This is a genomic window from Pantoea sp. XAF26B01_ASV70, from assembly GCF_054512635.1.
On sequence record NZ_CM137251.1, the window covers coordinates 2,801,909 to 2,819,245 of the forward strand.

Consider the following 17,337-nt stretch of genomic DNA (forward strand, 5'->3'; position numbering starts at 1 on the left):
CAAAAGTAAATCGAACAGCGGGGATGCATAAAACTATCTGAAAATGCTTTGATCTTACGCGGCGGAATCGTTTACGGGTTGATTTTTCACCTCAGAGGGAAACAGATATTCCCGCAGGATGCCGTGACGTTGCATGATGCCAAAAATACCGAGACAGACGAACGCTTCAGCCCCGACCATCGACCATGCGGCACCAATTGCGCCAAACTTCCACGCCAGGAAACAGCACAGCGGCACGTTAACCACACCAGCGGCCATCATTACCCACATACGCTGGCGGGCCAGACCATGTGGGATCAGAATCTGTAATCCAGCCGGGTAGGCAATGTTGCCAAACAGGAAGCAGAGCACAAAGACGCGCAGCACATCTGCTGACTGGATAAAGTCTTTACCCAGCAATATTGAGACCACCAGGTCAGCAAAAAACCAGGTGAAGATTAAAATCGACAGACTCAGGGAAAACGACAGCAGCAGGCTTTTGCGTGTCGCCGCAATCGCGGCCCGTTTATCCCGGCCGAACAGGTGGCTGACGCGCGGGAAGAAGGCGCTGCCGATCTGCTCCGGCACAGAGTTAGCCGCTTTACGCAGGCGATCGGCGCCGTTGTAGATCCCGACCATGTAAGTAGAAGCAAAGGTGGCGAGAATCACCACGTTGACGCTGTTGAAAAGGTTAGCGCCGGCGATGGCGATAAACACATCCATGCTGTCGGTGATGCGCTGTTTGATTTCGCGCGGTTCAAAGCGGTAGCGGCCTATGACTTTCATCTCCAGCACAAACTTCAGCGTAATCGCCGCGCTGATAATGGAGACCGCGCCAGGGATCAGGGCAGCCAGCCAGGTATCCTGCGGAGATTTCACCAGCAAAAAGGTCAGCGGAATCGCACAGAAGTTACCGAAGGTGGCGATCATCGCCGTCTTACCCAGCTTCTCAAAGCCCTGCATCAGCCAGCCGAATGAAAACAGCGAGCCGACCAGCGTGGTGCAGTTCGCCAGAATGATGAAGAACAGAGGGTGCCAGGAGGGATTGAACCAGGTCGCGGTCAGCAGCGTGCCGCTGGTGACCACCAGCAGCATCAGCTTGGCGTTGAATGTTGACCAGAAGAGCTGGCTGACGCGTTCTTTGTCATCACGATGGTGAGCAATATCTTTGGTGGTAAAGACATTGAATCCCCAGTCGGAGATGGTGCTGCAATAGAGGACGCAGGCGATCGCCAGCGCCAGCGTACCCATCTGCTCTACGCCCAGAACGCGGGCAAGATAGGGCAGCGTGGCCAGCGGAAACAGAAACGACGCGCCACGGTAAGCCAGCAGCGAGAAAATATTAATAACCAGACTTTTATCGAGTACTTTTGCCATGTCGCAACAACCTTATACACATTGCATGTCTCACCTTCTCATTTCGCTAAGGCATAAACAATATCGCTTCACATTTTTCAGAATCAGGCTGCGCGCTTGAGCTCTTTTTTAACCTTGTAATGCTGCAACGCAATAAAGAGCTCCGGGCGATTAAACAACAACCACTCTTTAAGATTTTCTGATTTTACATTACGACCCATAAAGCGAATGGCATTACAGACATATTCCGGCACCGGCGTTTTATTATAGAGAGACAAATAGATCATCAGACGGAACGAGTGAAGTAAATAAGATTTTTCCAGCGAACTACGCCAGGCTGATTTAGGGAGCGAACTGGTTAACGTATTATAAGCATGCATAAAAGCGTCATAGCGCTGATAGAAAAACTCATTGCCTTTGGTACTGTTGGTCAGTGAACCACTGCGGATGCGCTGCTTATAATAGACCTGACGGCTGACCCATGCGTGCTGGCATTTCATAAACACGGAGAGCGTAAAGTTGTGGTCTTCATGAACCCGACGTACAAAGCGCAACTTATGCTGTTCAATGACGCTTTTTCTTAAGGCGTAATTCCAGACGGCAGAGGTATATCTGCCATTACGCAGCAGGCGCAGAAAGACCTCCTGTGGTTTCTGCTGGCCAAACTGGTCATGCTTCACTTTTGGCGAGGTGATATCAATGTGGCCATCTTCATAGACGCAGGAGTTAAAACAGAAAAGATCCGTTTCAGGATGCTTCTCCGCCACCATTGCCAGCTCAGTGACGAGGCCATCAACCACGACATCATCCGGGTCACAGAAAAAGAGAAACTGACCCTTTGCCAGTGCAATGCCGGTGTCCCGTGCATTGCCGAGGCCGCCATTTTCAATGGTGATCACTTTCACCTGGGAAAGATGCGCATAATTCTGTTCAATTAAGGCTAATGTTCCATCAGTAGATCCATCATTCACAATGATTATTTCATTGGGCGCTTTAACCTGGCGTAATAACGAATCGACGCACTCTACAATATATTTCTCAACATTGTAGGTTGGAATAATAACGGATAACAGGATGTCAGACATATGCAATTCTCTGCTGTTAGAAAATGACAATACGATTCACCTGCCTGATGCAGGTTCTGACCAGAGGCGAAACGTCGAAAAGAGTAAGGCGCGATTATTATGATTGCTTTCATTGAGCCCGATTATCTTAAACCTGTAATGCGAAAAAAGACCAGCCGTAAAAATCATCTTAATGTTTCATGTGAGCATCACTCTTAACGAAAGTGCATCTATAGCCCGCAGTAATGTTAAAACCGTTGAGGATCGATTTAAATTAGCCCTGCAAAGCAGACGTAACCAGATTCAGAAATCTGTAAGCGAACATCTGAAACGATGAATAAGTTCAGCATTCCTTCATTATTATTACAGTTTGCTTTCTGCGATAAATCTTAATCTTTGGCAGAGGCTGCCGCAGATAAGCTGATTCTGTGCTGCTTCGCAGCGCTATTTTGTCAGCCGTTGCGCTTTATGGTCGCGCCACTCTCAGAAAAAATGATTAAGCAATCAGACGAAAGATATTTTTTCTGCTCAACCGACACATTTTGACGATCTCGTATCATGCCCCTTAATGAATTGTTCCGCTGTCAGCGCTTAATTTAAGAATTATCGGAAGCGGCGATGCTGACATCTGTCGCAACGCCTTCTATTTGCAGATTTCACCCTTACTTTGCCGGATAAATCATTTAAGCCCACTCCCCTGCTCTGACAGTATGAAGGCATAAGTTCTCAACATTTGATAATCAATAACTTTTAGTTATAAGGAGTGATGATGCGAGTTATTACGCTGGCAGGCAGCCCACGATTCCCCTCCCGCTCAACCTCACTGCTGACGCTGTGTCAGCACAAGCTGGAGGCGCGTGGTATTGAAGTCATTCCGTGGAATATTCACAACTTTCAGCCTGACGATTTAATCAATGCGCGTTTTGATGCACCTGCGCTTCTCGCCCTGCGTGACGATCTGGCTTCGGCTGATGGACTGATTATTGCGACACCTATCTATAAAGCGTCGTTTTCGGGTGCGCTGAAGACGCTGCTCGATCTGCTGCCTGAACGCGCACTGGAACACAAAGTCGTTTTACCGCTGGCCAGCGGCGGCAGTGCCGGTCATATGCTGGCGCTGGACTACGCCCTGAAGCCGGTGCTCAACGCCTTAAAGGCGCAGGAGATCCTGCATGGTGTTTATGCCGAGGATCATCAGATCAGTCATTACGACCGTCAGCCCGAACTGCAGGATTCACTGTCACAGCGCCTGGATGAGGCCGTCTCCGCCTTCTGGCTGGCACTGACCCGTCACCACCATCCCGTTGCGCAAGCGGTATAAGGAAGCGATCGATGAAGCTGAGATTAGGAAAGTGGCTGGTGGCCGGACTTCTGCTGGCCGGCCTTCAGGTACAGGCCGCCGAATCCGATCCGTCTGAGATTCGCATCGGCTATCAAAAAGGTTCGGTCAGCATGGTGCTGGCGAAGTCACATCAGTTACTGGAGAAGCGTTTTCCCCATACCCGGATTAAGTGGATCGAGTTTCCTGCAGGCCCACAAATGCTGGAAGCGCTGAATATCAACAGTATCGACCTGGGCAGTACCGGTGATCTTCCCCCGCTGTTTGCCCAGGCCGCGGGCGCGGATCTGCTCTATGTCGGCGCGGAGCCGCCAAAACCCAAAGCGGAAGTGATTCTGGTGCCAAAAAGCAGCCCGCTGAAACAGGTTGCGGATCTGAAAGGCAAGAAAGTGGCTTTCCAGAAAGGCTCCAGCTCTCACAACTTACTGCTGCGCGCCTTACAGCAGGCGGGTCTGACCTTTAAAGACATCACGCCGGTCTATCTCACCCCCGCCGATGCGCGCGCCGCCTTCCAGCAGGGTGACGTTGATGCCTGGGCAATCTGGGACCCCTACTATTCATCGGTGATGCTGCAGGGGAATTCGCGCCTGCTGATTGATGGCAGCTCCCCTAACCTGACCGGCTCCTTTTATTTAGCGACCCGCAGCTACGCCGAAGCCCATGGCGCGTTTATTCAGCAGGTGCTCGACACCTTCAGCACTGCTGACGCGCTGACAATCAGCCAGCGTCAGCAGAGCACCACATTACTGGCGCAGGCGATGGGCTTGCCCGAACCGGTTATCGCCAGCTACCTCAGCCATCGGCCGCCAACCCGCATTTCGCCGGTCAGTGCCGAAACCGCGGCCGCCCAGCAGCGCACCGCTGACCTGTTCTATGCCAATCATCTCTTGCCAGTAAAAGTGACGATTCAGGATCGCATCTGGCATCCGCATACCGTGACGCAATAAGGAGCAACAATGAGCGTATCCATTTTCTGGTTCCTGCCGACGCATGGCGACGGCCACTATCTTGGTACTGCCGAAGGGGCGCGACCGGTTGATCACGCCTACCTGCAACAGGTGGCGCAGGCCGCTGACCGCCTTGGCTTTGGCGGCGTACTGATCCCGACCGGCCGCTCCTGTGAAGATGCCTGGCTGGTTGCCGCCTCGCTGATTCCGGTGACGCAGCGCCTGCGATTCCTGGTGGCGTTGCGTCCTGGGGTGATTTCACCAACCCAGGCAGCGCGTCAGGCCGCCACGCTGGACCGTCTTTCTAACGGACGTGCGCTGTTTAATCTGGTGACCGGCGGCGATCCGGAAGAGCTGGCGGGCGACGGCGTGTTTCTCGATCACCGCGAGCGTTACGCGGAATCCGCCGAGTTTACCCGCGTCTGGCGCCGGGTGCTGGAAGGCGAAACCGTCGATTATGAAGGCAAGCACGTGAAGGTTCGCGGTGCGCGTCTGATGTTTAAACCGGTGCAGCAGCCTCGTCCCCCGCTGTGGTTTGGCGGCTCTTCTGAACCCGCCCAGGAGCTGGCGGCCGAACAGGTCGATGTTTACCTCACCTGGGGCGAACCCCCTGCGCAGGTTAAAGAGAAGATTGATCAGGTGCGTGCGAAAGCGGCTGCCCAGGGACGCACCGTCCGGTTCGGCATCCGTCTGCATGTGATCGTGCGTGAAACCAATGAAGAGGCCTGGCAGGCCGCAGACAAACTGATTGCCAATGTGGATGACGCCACCATCGCGAAAGCGCAGGCGGCGTTCCAGCGGGCAGATTCTGTGGGACAGCGCCGGATGGCCGCACTGCATGGCGGTCGCCGCGACAAGCTCGAAATCAGCCCTAACCTGTGGGCAGGCGTCGGCCTGGTGCGCAGCGGAGCCGGGACCGCGCTGGTCGGCGATGGCCCGACCGTGGCCGCACGCATCAAAGAGTATGAAGCGCTGGGCATTGAGACCTTCATCCTGTCGGGTTATCCGCACCTGGAAGAGGCTTATCGCGTCGGCGAACTGCTGTTCCCGCATCTTGACCTGCAGGTTCCACTGGTGCCCCAGCCGCGCGTGGTTCAGGCACACGGTGAAGCGGTAGCCAACGATTTTACCCCTGAGAAAAAAGTCGCCCGGGGCTGAGGAGAGCATGATGACCAGAACCCGAAAACGCCTTGCTGATACGCTGGTGCCCTGGCTGCTGCCGACGCTGCTGGTCGTGGTGTGGCAGATTGCCTCGCAAACCGGCTGGTTGTCGACCCGTATTCTGCCCGCACCGGAGAAAATTGTGACCACCTTCTGGCAGCTGACCGCCAGTGGTGAACTCTGGCAGCATCTGGCGATCAGTAGCTGGCGGGCGCTGATCGGCTTCAGTATCGGCGGTTCTATCGGCCTGCTGCTCGGGCTGATTACCGGCACCTCCAGAACCGGTGAACGACTGCTGGATACCTCGGTACAGATGCTGCGCAATGTGCCGCATCTGGCGCTGATCCCGCTGGTAATCCTCTGGTTCGGTATTGATGAGTCCGCCAAGATCTTTCTGGTGGCGCTGGGGACGCTGTTCCCGATCTACCTGAATACCTATCACGGCATCCGCAACATCGATCGCGGGCTGGTTGAGATGGCGCGCAGCTATGGCCTTTCCGGCTGGAGCCTGTTTATCCAGGTGATCCTGCCAGGCGCGCTGCCCAATATCATGGTCGGCGTGCGTTTCGCGCTGGGCCTGATGTGGCTGACGCTGATTGTCGCAGAGACCATCTCTGCCAACGCGGGTATCGGCTATCTGGCCATGAACGCGCGTGAATTCCTGCAGACCGATGTGGTGGTGGTCGCCATTATTCTTTACGCCCTGCTCGGCAAACTGGCGGATGTCGCCGCGTTGTTGCTTGAACGTGTCTGGCTGCGCTGGCATCCCGCTTATCAACTGAAGGAGGAGAACGCATGAGCCAGACTCTCTCACCGGCGCGCCTCAACACCGGTACCCCGGTTGGCGTTAACGGCGTCAGCAAACAGTATGGCAGCCGCACCATTCTCAATAAGATTGACCTGCATATTCCCTCCGGTCAGTTTGTGGCGGTGGTGGGTCGCAGCGGCTGTGGCAAAAGCACGCTGCTGCGCCTGCTGGCCGGTCTCGAACAGAGCTCCAGCGGTGAACTGCTGGCAGGCAATGCGCCGCTGCAGTCGGCTCGTGAAGATACCCGCCTGATGTTTCAGGATGCGCGACTGCTGCCGTGGAAAAAAGTGATCGATAACGTCGGACTGGGTCTGCGCGGACGCGAATGGCGCAGCGCAGCGCTGGATGCGCTGGCGGCGGTAGGCCTCGCCGATCGGGCTGATGAGTGGCCAGCCGCCCTCTCCGGCGGCCAGAAACAGCGCGTCGCACTGGCCAGGGCGCTGATCCACCGGCCCGGTTTACTGCTGCTGGATGAACCGCTGGGGGCGCTGGATGCCCTGACACGCATTGAAATGCAGGGATTGATTGAGTCACTGTGGCAGCAGCATCACTTTACCGTGCTGCTGGTTACGCATGATGTCAGTGAAGCGGTGGTGATGGCAGATCGCGTGCTGTTGATCGAAGAGGGTCAAATCGGGCTGGATCTGCTGGTGGATCTGCCCCGTCCCCGCCGCCGCGGATCGGCGCGGCTGGCCGAGCTGGAAGCGGAGGTACTGGATCGGGTCATGCAGCGTACGGAACGACCGCAGCCGGTTCGTTACGCGCAGCAGCGCTGAAAAAGGGGAGTGTCTCAGACGCTCCCCTTTTTAATTATCAGGCGTTCAGTGCCCGGGTAACTTTCTCGTAGAGGTCGCCAGAGAGTTTATCCAGCTCCAGCAGCTGCTCCAGCGCCTGGCGCATCATCGCCTGACGGCCTTCGTCATAACGTTTCAGGCGAATCAGCGGCTCCACCATCCGTGCCGCAACCTGCGGATTGCGGGTGTTAAGGTCGGTAAGCATCTCCACCAGGAACTTATAACCGCTGCCATCTTTAGCATGGAAGGCGGCCGGGTTAGCCGAGGCAAAGGCACCCACCAGCGAGCGAACACGGTTCGGATTACTCATGGTGAAGGAGCGATGATTCAGAAGCTGACGCACATTGCGCATCACGTTAGCGGCCGGACTGGTCGCCTGCAGCACAAACCATTTATCCATCACCAGACCATCCTGATGCCAGCGCTCATCGTAAGCTGCCAGCAGCGCATCACGGCACGGTAACTGTGCCGCAACCGCAGCAGAAAGCGCCGCCAGCGCATCGGTCATGTTGGTCGCCTGGTGATACTGCGTCTGCACCAGTTTATCCGCCAGCTGCGCATCGCTGAAGGCGAGATAGGTCAGGCAGATATTTTTCAGGCTGCGCTGACCTATCGCGTCATGCTCCACGCGGTATTCAGGCTGCTGATTGGCGTTGTAGATCGCAAAAAACTCATCGGCCAGTTCGCGTGCCAGCGTGCGTTGCAGTGCGTCACGCACCAGCGCAATCGCCTGCGGATCGATAGTATCAAACAACTCGGCAATCTCATTTTCCGACGGCAGCGTCAGAATCAGCGCGGTCAGTGCCGGGTCGCAGTCGGTATCCAGCAGCACCGCGCGGAAGGCGTCGGCGACATGCAGCGGCAGTGACAGATGCTGGCCCTGCTGATAGCGGGCGACATTCAGACGGATATAGGTCGCCAGCAGGCTCTGAGCCGCATCCCAGCGGGAGAAGTCGTTGCGTGCATGACGCATCAGGAAGGTGAGCTGAGCATCACTCCATTTGTAATCAAGCTTCACCGGAGCAGAGAATTCGCGCAGCAGCGACGGCACTGGCTGGAAGTAGACATTATCGAAAATAAAGGTCTGGAACTCCTCGGTAACATTCAGCACATGATGTACCGGATGACCATTATTCTGCAGCGGGATCACCTTGCCTTCGCCATCGTAGAGTTCAATATCCAGCGGGATATGCAGCGGCAGCTTCTCTTTCTGATCGGCAGTCGCAGGCGTGTGCTGCGTGACGTGCAGCGTATATTGTTCCAGCTCCGGGTTGTAATCGTCGCGCACCGTCAGCACTGGCGTACCGGACTGGCTGTACCAGCGGCGGAACTGCGACAGGTCAACATTCGAGGCATCTTCCATCGCCTGAACAAAATCATCACAGGTGGCGGCGCTGCCGTCGTGACGATCAAAATAGAGCTTCATGCCCTTCTGGAAATTCTCTTCACCCAGCAGGGTGTGCATCATACGGATCACTTCTGACCCTTTTTCATACACCGTCAGGGTATAGAAGTTGTTCATCTCGATGACCTGATCCGGACGGATCGGGTGTGCCATCGGGCTGGCATCTTCGGCGAACTGCGCACCGCGTACGATACGCACGTTATCAATGCGGTTCACCGCGCGTGAGCCCAGATCAGAGCTGAACTCCTGATCGCGGAACACTGTCAGTCCCTCTTTCAGGCTGAGCTGGAACCAGTCGCGGCAGGTCACGCGGTTACCGGTCCAGTTATGGAAATATTCGTGACCGATAACCGCTTCAATGCCCAGGTAATCTTTGTCCGTCGCCGTTTCCGCTTTAGCCAGCACATATTTGGCATTGAAGACGTTAAGGCCTTTGTTCTCCATGGCGCCCATGTTGAAGAAGTCCACCGCCACGATCATAAAGATGTCGAGGTCATACTCCAGACCGAAACGCTCTTCATCCCACTTCATGCTGTTTTTCAGCGACGTCATCGCCCAGTCGGCACGGTCGAGGTTACCGCGATCGACGAAGATCTCCAGCGCCACATCACGTCCTGAACGGGTAGTGAAGCTGTCGCGCAGCACGTCGAAATCGCCCGCCACCAGCGCAAACAGGTAGCAGGGTTTCGGGAACGGATCCTGCCACTTCACCCAGCTGCGACCCTGCTCATCCCGGCCGCTGTCAATGCGGTTACCGTTGGAGAGCAGGAATGGATAGCGCTCACCGTCGGCATAGATGGTGGTCGTAAAGCGCGCCAGCACGTCGGGGCGATCGAGATACCAGGTAATATGACGGAAGCCTTCAGCCTCACATTGGGTGCAGAGCGCCTCGCCCGATTTATACAGCCCTTCCAGCGCGGTGTTCTGATCCGGATGAATATCGTTAATAATTTTCAGGGTGAAGCTTTCCGGCAGCTGGCTGATGACCAATGCGCCCTCTTCTTCACGGAAGGCCGTCCAGGCTTGCCCGTCGACCTCCAGTGCAATCAGCGTTAACGCTTCGCCGTCCAGTCGCAGCTCAGCCTGGCTGTCGCCCAGTCGTTTAACCTGGCTGATGGCCGTTACGCGGGTGGTGGACGCATCCAGTTCAAAAGTTAAATCGATATCGGTGATGGTGTACTCAGGCGCACGGTAGTCGTGGCGATACTTGATTTGGGGCTGTTGCGTCATATTGCGTCTCGCGTTGTTATAAGTTTACCGGCAAAGTCTAAGCTTGTTACTACAAGCTTGCCACGCACAATGCACCTAAAGGGTGAAATGGCTACACTTTGTTAACAATGGCACAGATTGGCCTCGACCCGCCCGTCTGAAATATGCTGTGATCGGCTTCAGATAGTGAATTATACTTTTGCGTCTTTATGACTGTGTACAACACCGGGCTCTGCGCCACCGAACAGGATGCTGAAACGCGCCATGACAGGACATGCTTCCCCGATACTGACCTCGCTGCTGGATACGGACGCCTATAAGCTCCATATGCAGCAGGCCGTTTTCCACCGCTATCATGACATAACGGTGGCGGCGGAGTTTCGCTGCCGCGGCGACGAACTGCTGGGTCTCTACGCTGACGAAATTCGTGACGCGATAACCGCAATGCAACACCTGGCGCTGACTGATGATGAAGCGACCTGGTTGTCTCACCTTCCCTTCTTCCGGCAGGATTACCTCAGCTGGTTACGCCAGTTCCGCTATAACCCGGATCAGGTTGAGGTGCGCAATCATCATGGCAAGCTGGAACTCCGTATTCAGGGGCCGTGGCGAGAAGTGATCATGTGGGAGGTGCCGCTGCTGGCGCTGATCAGTGAGATTGTGCATCGTCATCGCACGCCACAGGTCACCACTCAGCAGGCACTTGACCACTTACATCAGAAACTCGGCGGCTTTAAAGCCCAGGTGGCTGACCTCGATATGTCACGCTTCCGCCTGATGGATTTCGGCACCCGTCGTCGCTATTCGCAGGATGTGCAGCAGTCGATCGTTTCAACGCTGAAACAGGAATTTCCGTGGCTGATTGGCACCAGTAACTATGATCTGGCGCGCCGTCTGTCACTGACGCCGGTGGGAACACAGGCGCATGAGTGGTTCCAGGCCTTCCAGCAGATCAGTCCGGTACTGGCCAACAGCCAGCGCGCGGCGTTACAGGCGTGGCTGGATGAGTATGACGATAAGCTGGGCATCGCCCTGACCGATTGCATCGCTATGGACGCCTTTCTGCGCGATTTCGGCCCGGTGTTTGCCCGCCGCTACCAGGGACTGCGCCACGACTCCGGCGATCCGGTCGAATGGGGCGAGAAAGCCCTCGCACACTACCAGAAGCTGGGTATCGATCCGCAAAGCAAACACCTGGTCTTTTCTGACAACCTGAATCTCGACAAAGCGCTGGCGCTTTACCGCCACTTTGGCCAGCGGACGAACGTGGTGTTCGGCATCGGTACCCGCCTCACCTGCGATATTCCGGGCGTGACGCCACTGAACATCGTTATCAAACTGGTGCAGTGCAATGGCAAGCCGGTGGCGAAACTCTCAGACAGCCCGGGCAAAACCATCTGCCAGGATAAAGCCTTTGTCAGGGCCCTGCGTAAAGCTTTTGATCTGCCGCTGGTGAAAAAAGCGAGTTAATCCTCTTCTTATCGGGGCGTTGATACGCCCCGCCTCTGCTGTAATAAATCTGCTTTCCCCCTGAATTTTGCTTGTTTCCTGAAGACTCGCAAGTAACATAGCAAAACCCCGGATGGGGCAACTTTTTTACTCACTTCTTCTATATAGAGAGATATTTATGAGCGTAGTGCCTGTAGCGGACGTACTGCACGGTCGCGTCGCGGTTGACAGTGAAGTCACCGTACGTGGTTGGGTGCGTACCCGAAGAGATTCCAAAGCCGGTCTTTCCTTCATCGCTGTCTATGACGGCTCCTGCTTTAATCCCGTTCAGGCTGTCGTCAATAATTCTCTGAATAATTATCAGGATGAAGTGCTGCGTCTGACCACGGGCTGTTCCGTTATCGTCACCGGTAAAGTGGTGGCCTCACCGGGTCAGGGCCAGGCGTTTGAGATTCAGGCGACCAGCCTGGAAGTCGTGGGCTGGGTGGAAGATCCCGACAGCTATCCGATGGCGGCGAAACGCCACAGTATCGAGTACCTGCGCGAAGTAGCTCACCTGCGTCCGCGCACCAACCTGATTGGCGCGGTCGCCCGCGTTCGCCACACCCTGGCGCAGGCGCTGCATCGCTTCTTCCATGAGAATGGCTATTTCTGGGTCTCGACGCCGCTGATTACCGCCTCCGATACCGAAGGTGCCGGCGAAATGTTCCGTGTCTCTACGCTGGATATGGAAAACCTGCCGCGTAACGATCAGGGCAAAGTTGACTTCAGCGAAGATTTCTTTGGTAAAGAGGCGTTCCTGACCGTTTCAGGTCAGCTGAATGGCGAAACCTATGCCAGCGCCCTGTCGAAGATCTACACCTTCGGTCCGACGTTCCGCGCAGAGAACTCCAACACCAGCCGCCATCTGGCGGAATTCTGGATGCTGGAGCCGGAAATCGCCTTTGCCTCACTGGATGATGCCGCTGCACTGGCCGAATCAATGCTGAAGTATGTCTTCAACGCGGTGCTGGAAGAGCGTGCCGATGACATGGCCTTCTTTGCTGAGCGGGTAGATAAAGAGGCGGTTGAGCGTCTGCAGCGTTTCATCACCACCGATTTCGCGCAGGTGGATTACACCGATGCGGTTGAGATCCTGATGAACTGCGGTCAGACCTTCGAAAACCCGGTCTCATGGGGTATTGACCTCTCCTCTGAACATGAGCGTTACCTGGCCGAGAAACACTTTAAAGCGCCGGTGGTGGTGAAAAACTATCCGAAAGACATTAAAGCGTTCTATATGCGCCTGAATGACGATGGCAAAACCGTGGCGGCGATGGATGTTCTGGCGCCAGGCATTGGTGAGATCATTGGCGGTTCACAGCGTGAAGAACGTCTGGATGTCCTGGATGCGCGTCTGGAAGAGATGGGTCTGAATAAAGAAGATTACTGGTGGTATCGTGACCTGCGTCGCTACGGTACCGTGCCACATTCTGGCTTTGGATTAGGCTTTGAACGTCTGATCGCCTATGTCACCGGCGTACAAAATGTCAGGGACGTAATCCCCTTCCCGCGCACCCCACGCAACGCGAGTTTCTGATATTCGGCATTAAATATAAGAAATTCATATATATAACGAGGTCGGCACTGCCGGCCTTTTTTTATTTTTGTAAATTTTGAGTTCTCTCACAAAGTTCCGTGTTTTTTACATTTTGTAATACATATTTTCTTACTGAAACAAGATTACGAGTTTAGTAGCATTTAAGCGCTAGAATTACGGCGGGTGGGATGGAAAGATGCGTGCAGACACAGGAAGACACCAAACTTCGTTCAGGGTTCTGTAAAGATTTCCTGACGGCAGTGGCAGGTGTACAAATAACTCCAATGAGGGTAATGAATAATGATGAAGCGCAATATTCTTGCAGTGGTTATCCCTGCTCTGTTAGTAGCTGGCGCAGCAAACGCTGCAGAAATCTATAACAAAGACGGCAACAAACTGGACCTGTACGGTAAAGTGGATGCGCGTCACCAATTCTCTGATAGCGCTGGTGATGATGGCGATGAGTCTTATGTGCGCTTCGGCTTCAAAGGCGAAACCCAAATTAATGACCAGCTGACCGGTTACGGCCAGTGGGAATACAACGTTCAGGCGAACAACTCTGAAGGTTCTGACGCACAAGACGGCAACAAAACCCGTCTGGGCTTTGCCGGTCTGAAATTCGGCGATGCAGGTTCAATCGACTACGGCCGTAACTACGGTCTGGTTTACGATGCAATCGGCTGGACCGATATGCTGCCAGTATTTGGTGGTGACTGGGGTAACTCAGATAACTTCATGAACGGTCGTAGCGGCGGCCTGCTGACCTACCGCAACACCAACTTCTTCGGTCTGGTTGATGGCTGGGACTTTGCTGCTCAGTATCAGGGTAAAAACGATCGTGACGGTAACAGCGACGGTGTGCGTCGTTCTAACGGCGACGGCTACGCGTTCTCAACTTCTTACACCTCACCAATCGGTGTAGGCATCGTTGGTGCATACAGCAGCAGCGACCGAACTAATGCACAGGCAGCGGGTACTACTGACGCGAACGGTAACGTAATCGGTCAGGGCAAACGTGCAGAGAACTGGGCAACTGCGCTGAAATATGATGCGAACAACGTTTACCTGGCGGCAATGTATGGCGAAGGCCGTAACTCTTCATTTTATGACGCTACCGTACCTAACACCGCCGCTGGCGCTCTCCCTGGCTCAACCACTAATGGCACTGCCTATGTTAACAAAAGCCAGACTATTGAGTTAGTTGCTCAGTATCAGTTTGACTTCGGTCTGCGTCCATCCATCGCATACGTGCAGCAGAAAGGCAAAGATATTGAAGGCGTGGGCGATGCTGACCTGTACAAATACATCGATGTTGGCGCGACTTACTACTTCAACAAAAACATGTCTACCTATGTTGATTACAAAATCAACCAGCTGGATGACGACAACGCACTGGGTATGAACTCAGACGACGTGGTTGGTGTAGGCCTGGTTTACCAGTTCTAATCCTGCTTCGAACATGTTGAAAAACGGGGCTACGGTCCCGTTTTTTTATGGCTGTTATTCACCAGAACTCTGTTTCCTCACGCCCTTCTACTCCGCTAAAACGTCTTTACTTCCCCGTCGCGCAATCCGCACCGCAAAATGTATGAATTTGTCTCGCAAACGGTTGGCATTTGTCTGGCCGGACGCTAACCTGAGAGCTCTTTTCGCTAAAGTTCACGCTAATGGACCTGACACATGTTTGAATCGATCTCTGCTGCACCCGCCGATCCTATTCTTGGGCTGGCCGATCTGTTTCGTGCTGACGACCGCCCGGAAAAAATCAATCTGGGCATTGGCGTCTATAAAGACGAAACCGGCAAGACCCCGGTGCTGACCAGTGTTAAAAAAGCTGAGCAATATCTGCTGGAAAATGAAACCACCAAAAACTATCTCAGTATTGATGGTCTGGCTGATTTTGCCCGTTGCACACAGGCCCTGCTGTTCGGCAACCAGAGCCCGCTAATCACCGCTGGCCGCGCTCGCACGGCTCAGACACCGGGTGGTACCGGTGCGCTACGCGTTGCAGCCGATTTCCTCGCCACGCAAACATCGGTGAAGCGGGTCTGGATCAGCAATCCGAGCTGGCCGAATCACAACAACGTGTTTAACGCTGCCGGTCTTGAGGTCTGTGAATACCACTATTACGACCCGGCAAACCATACGCTGGATTTCGATGGCATGGTCGCGTCACTGAAACAGGTTCAGCCAGGCGATGTGGTGCTGTTCCACGGCTGCTGCCATAACCCGACCGGTATCGACCCGACCGCTGAGCAGTGGCAACAGCTGGCGGAGCTGTCACAGGCCAACGGCTGGCTGCCGTTGTTTGACTTCGCTTACCAGGGTTTTGCCCGTGGTCTGGAGGAAGATGCAGAAGGCCTGCGTATTTTTGCCGCCTCGCATCAGGAACTGATCGTCGCCAGCTCTTACTCCAAGAATTTCGGCCTGTATAACGAGCGTGTCGGTGCCATCACGCTGGTTGCCGCCGATGCGAGCGTGGCTGATACCGCGTTCAGTCAGGTGAAGTACACCATTCGCGCGAACTACTCCAATCCGCCGGCACATGGCGCCGCCATCGTCGCCACCATTCTGGGCAACGATACCCTGCGTACCATCTGGGAGCAGGAGCTGTCGGACATGCGTCAGCGCATTCAGCGCATGCGCCAGCTCTTCGTAAACACGCTGGCGGAGAAAGGCGCACAGCGCGACTTCAGCTTTATTATTAAGCAGAACGGCATGTTCTCGTTCAGTGGCTTAACCAAAGACCAGGTCATTCGCCTGCGTGAAGAGTTTGGCGTCTACGCGGTGAACTCAGGGCGGGTGAATGTGGCGGGCATGACGCCAGACAATATGTCGGCGCTGTGCGAAGCGATTGTCGCCGTGCTGTAAGCAGGATGACCGAATTGAAAAATGGGCCTGCTGGCCCATTTTTTATTGCAGGAAAGGATTGCTGATGCGTTCATGCCCCAGCGTAGAAATCGGGCCGTGACCGGGCAGAAAAGTGACATCATCGCCCAGCGGCAGCAGTTTCGTGCGGATAGCATCGATTAACTGCTGATGATCGCCCTGCGGGAAGTCTGTGCGTCCCACACCACCATTAAAAATCACGTCACCTGAAATCAGTAACCTTCCTGGACGATCGAAGAACACCACGTGGCCAGGCGAATGGCCCGGACAGTGCAGGACTTCCAGCGTGGTCAGCCCTACCTGTACGCTCTCCCCCTCTTCCAGCCAGCGATCGGGGGTAAAAGGCGCGCATTCATCAAGTCCGAACATCCGGCTCTGGGTAGGCAGCGCCTCCAGCCAGAATGCATCACGCTTTTGCGGTCCGACAATCGGAATCTGCCAGAAGGCAGCCAGCTCGACGGCGGCCCCGACGTGATCAAGGTGTCCATGAGTCAGCAGAATCCGGGAAGGTTTAAGTTTGCGTTGTTCCAGCGTCTCTTTGATCAGATCGGCATCGCCGCCTGGATCGACCAGCGCGGCTTCACGAGTAGACTCGCACCAGATAACTGAACAGTTCTGGGCAAACGCGGTAACAGGAATAATGTGGTAATTCATAACGCTCCATGACCGGCTCACGCAGCGTTGCCGGTGTCATTACCAGTGCCTGATCGGCCCGGTATCAATATGTACAAAGTTACTGCGGGGATAATATCCTACACCACCCGCACGCAGAGATAACGCCGCTTTGCGTACATTGGCCAGAGAAACCCCTTCGATATGAAAATCCATTGCCTGGCCTTTGGTGTGATAGCTGTGCTTTGCCACCCCAGGACCGCTCTCACGTAACATGTTGTTGGTTGCCAGTGAACGGTAGCCCGAAACCAGCTGTATCGGTTTACGCATTCCCAGCAGCGCCTGCAGGCGGAAGATTTGATCAAACAGGTGCGGATCGATGCTTTTCACTTTATTGGCGCGATAGTCACGGAAAAAGTGATTTAATCGTGACAACTCATCCTTGTCGTAACTCTTACCATTAAAAAACTCAGTTTTAAGGGTTTCACCGGTATGAAGATTATTAAGCATCAATACACGCGGGCGAGAGGTAGAAAGCGAGGCCCTTGCAGAAGCGGGTAATAATGCCAGACCGGCGGCGGCGCTACCGCACAGCAGTAGTTTGCGACGAAAAGAATCAATAGTAGACATGTAACGATTTACCTGAGAGTGAAGCCATAGAAATGTGCAAAAAGCGCACAGCCCGAACCATAACTTTCTCTCAGTAGAGCGTCAACCCATCTGCAATCTGTTTGCGTGGCGATCCC

14 protein-coding genes are annotated in these 17,337 nt (G+C 54.6%); 9 read left to right on the forward strand and 5 right to left on the reverse strand.

Features of this window, described 5'->3' with window-relative positions; genetic code table 11:
- Positions 1 to 54: 54 nt before the first annotated feature.
- Together ACX8ZY_RS13255 and ACX8ZY_RS13260 are read right to left on the reverse strand one after the other, a co-directional pair.
- Positions 55 to 1,356 carry a flippase gene (locus ACX8ZY_RS13255; protein ID WP_187505351.1) on the reverse strand — a complete coding sequence of 434 codons (1,302 nt, stop codon included), beginning with the start codon at positions 1,354 to 1,356 and terminating at the stop codon, positions 55 to 57.
- 83 nt (positions 1,357 to 1,439) lie between these two features.
- Positions 1,440 to 2,420 carry a glycosyltransferase family 2 protein gene (locus ACX8ZY_RS13260; protein WP_052270875.1) on the reverse strand — a complete coding sequence of 327 codons (981 nt, stop codon included), beginning with the start codon at positions 2,418 to 2,420 and terminating at the stop codon, positions 1,440 to 1,442.
- A gap of 748 nt (positions 2,421 to 3,168) precedes the next feature.
- Here ACX8ZY_RS13260 and ssuE point away from each other — a divergent pair.
- Genes ssuE through ssuB form a run of 5 tightly spaced genes read left to right on the forward strand, consistent with a single transcriptional unit; the run spans position 3,169 to position 7,430 of the window.
- The gene (gene ssuE / locus ACX8ZY_RS13265; protein ID WP_010254991.1) at positions 3,169 to 3,720 is read left to right on the forward strand and encodes an NADPH-dependent FMN reductase; all 552 of its coding nucleotides are present in this window, start codon (positions 3,169 to 3,171) and stop codon (positions 3,718 to 3,720) included.
- An 11-nt stretch (positions 3,721 to 3,731) separates the two neighbouring features.
- A complete protein-coding gene (locus tag ACX8ZY_RS13270) occupies positions 3,732 to 4,685 on the forward strand; it encodes a sulfonate ABC transporter substrate-binding protein (RefSeq protein WP_421665032.1) in 954 nt (317 codons plus the stop codon).
- A gap of 9 nt (positions 4,686 to 4,694) precedes the next feature.
- The gene (ssuD, locus tag ACX8ZY_RS13275) at positions 4,695 to 5,843 is read left to right on the forward strand and encodes an FMNH2-dependent alkanesulfonate monooxygenase (RefSeq protein ID WP_022625932.1); all 1,149 of its coding nucleotides are present in this window, start codon (positions 4,695 to 4,697) and stop codon (positions 5,841 to 5,843) included.
- A gap of 10 nt (positions 5,844 to 5,853) precedes the next feature.
- On the forward strand, positions 5,854 to 6,645 hold the full coding sequence (gene ssuC, locus ACX8ZY_RS13280) for an aliphatic sulfonate ABC transporter permease SsuC (protein ID WP_010254987.1): 792 nt from the start codon (positions 5,854 to 5,856) through the stop codon (positions 6,643 to 6,645).
- Positions 6,642 to 7,430, forward strand: a complete 789-nt coding sequence (ssuB, locus tag ACX8ZY_RS13285) for an aliphatic sulfonates ABC transporter ATP-binding protein (RefSeq protein ID WP_010254985.1) — start codon at positions 6,642 to 6,644, stop codon at positions 7,428 to 7,430. The genes ssuC and ssuB overlap by 4 nt, the downstream gene beginning before the upstream one ends.
- 37 nt (positions 7,431 to 7,467) lie before the next feature.
- On the opposite strand, the gene pepN is transcribed toward ssuB, so the two are convergent.
- Positions 7,468 to 10,083: an aminopeptidase N gene (pepN, locus tag ACX8ZY_RS13290; RefSeq protein WP_421665033.1), complete on the reverse strand. Its 2,616-nt coding sequence runs from the start codon at positions 10,081 to 10,083 to the stop codon at positions 7,468 to 7,470.
- A 243-nt stretch (positions 10,084 to 10,326) separates the two neighbouring features.
- Between pepN and pncB the strand changes: the two genes are divergently transcribed.
- The 4 genes from pncB to ACX8ZY_RS13310 all read left to right on the forward strand — a co-directional run bounded on the left by pncB (position 10,327) and on the right by ACX8ZY_RS13310 (position 15,961).
- Complete coding sequence (pncB, locus tag ACX8ZY_RS13295) at positions 10,327 to 11,532, forward strand: nicotinate phosphoribosyltransferase (protein WP_187505349.1); 1,206 nt, start codon at positions 10,327 to 10,329, stop codon at positions 11,530 to 11,532.
- 157 nt (positions 11,533 to 11,689) lie between these two features.
- Positions 11,690 to 13,090 (forward strand): asparagine--tRNA ligase, encoded by a 1,401-nt coding sequence (gene asnS, locus ACX8ZY_RS13300; RefSeq protein ID WP_010254981.1) that lies wholly within the window; start codon positions 11,690 to 11,692, stop codon positions 13,088 to 13,090.
- A 300-nt stretch (positions 13,091 to 13,390) separates the two neighbouring features.
- A complete protein-coding gene (gene ompF, locus ACX8ZY_RS13305; protein WP_033779477.1) occupies positions 13,391 to 14,536 on the forward strand; it encodes a porin OmpF in 1,146 nt (381 codons plus the stop codon).
- Positions 14,537 to 14,770: 234 nt separating this feature from the next.
- A complete protein-coding gene (locus tag ACX8ZY_RS13310) occupies positions 14,771 to 15,961 on the forward strand; it encodes an amino acid aminotransferase (RefSeq protein WP_346448758.1) in 1,191 nt (396 codons plus the stop codon).
- Positions 15,962 to 16,003: 42 nt separating this feature from the next.
- Here the strand turns inward: ACX8ZY_RS13310 and ACX8ZY_RS13315 are convergent, their stop codons facing one another.
- Together ACX8ZY_RS13315 and ACX8ZY_RS13320 are read right to left on the reverse strand one after the other, a co-directional pair.
- Positions 16,004 to 16,633 (reverse strand): MBL fold metallo-hydrolase, encoded by a 630-nt coding sequence (locus tag ACX8ZY_RS13315; RefSeq protein WP_158149429.1) that lies wholly within the window; start codon positions 16,631 to 16,633, stop codon positions 16,004 to 16,006.
- Positions 16,634 to 16,672: 39 nt separating this feature from the next.
- Complete coding sequence (locus ACX8ZY_RS13320) at positions 16,673 to 17,221, reverse strand: YcbK family protein (RefSeq protein WP_010254972.1); 549 nt, start codon at positions 17,219 to 17,221, stop codon at positions 16,673 to 16,675.
- Between the last annotated feature and the right edge of the window lie 116 nt (positions 17,222 to 17,337).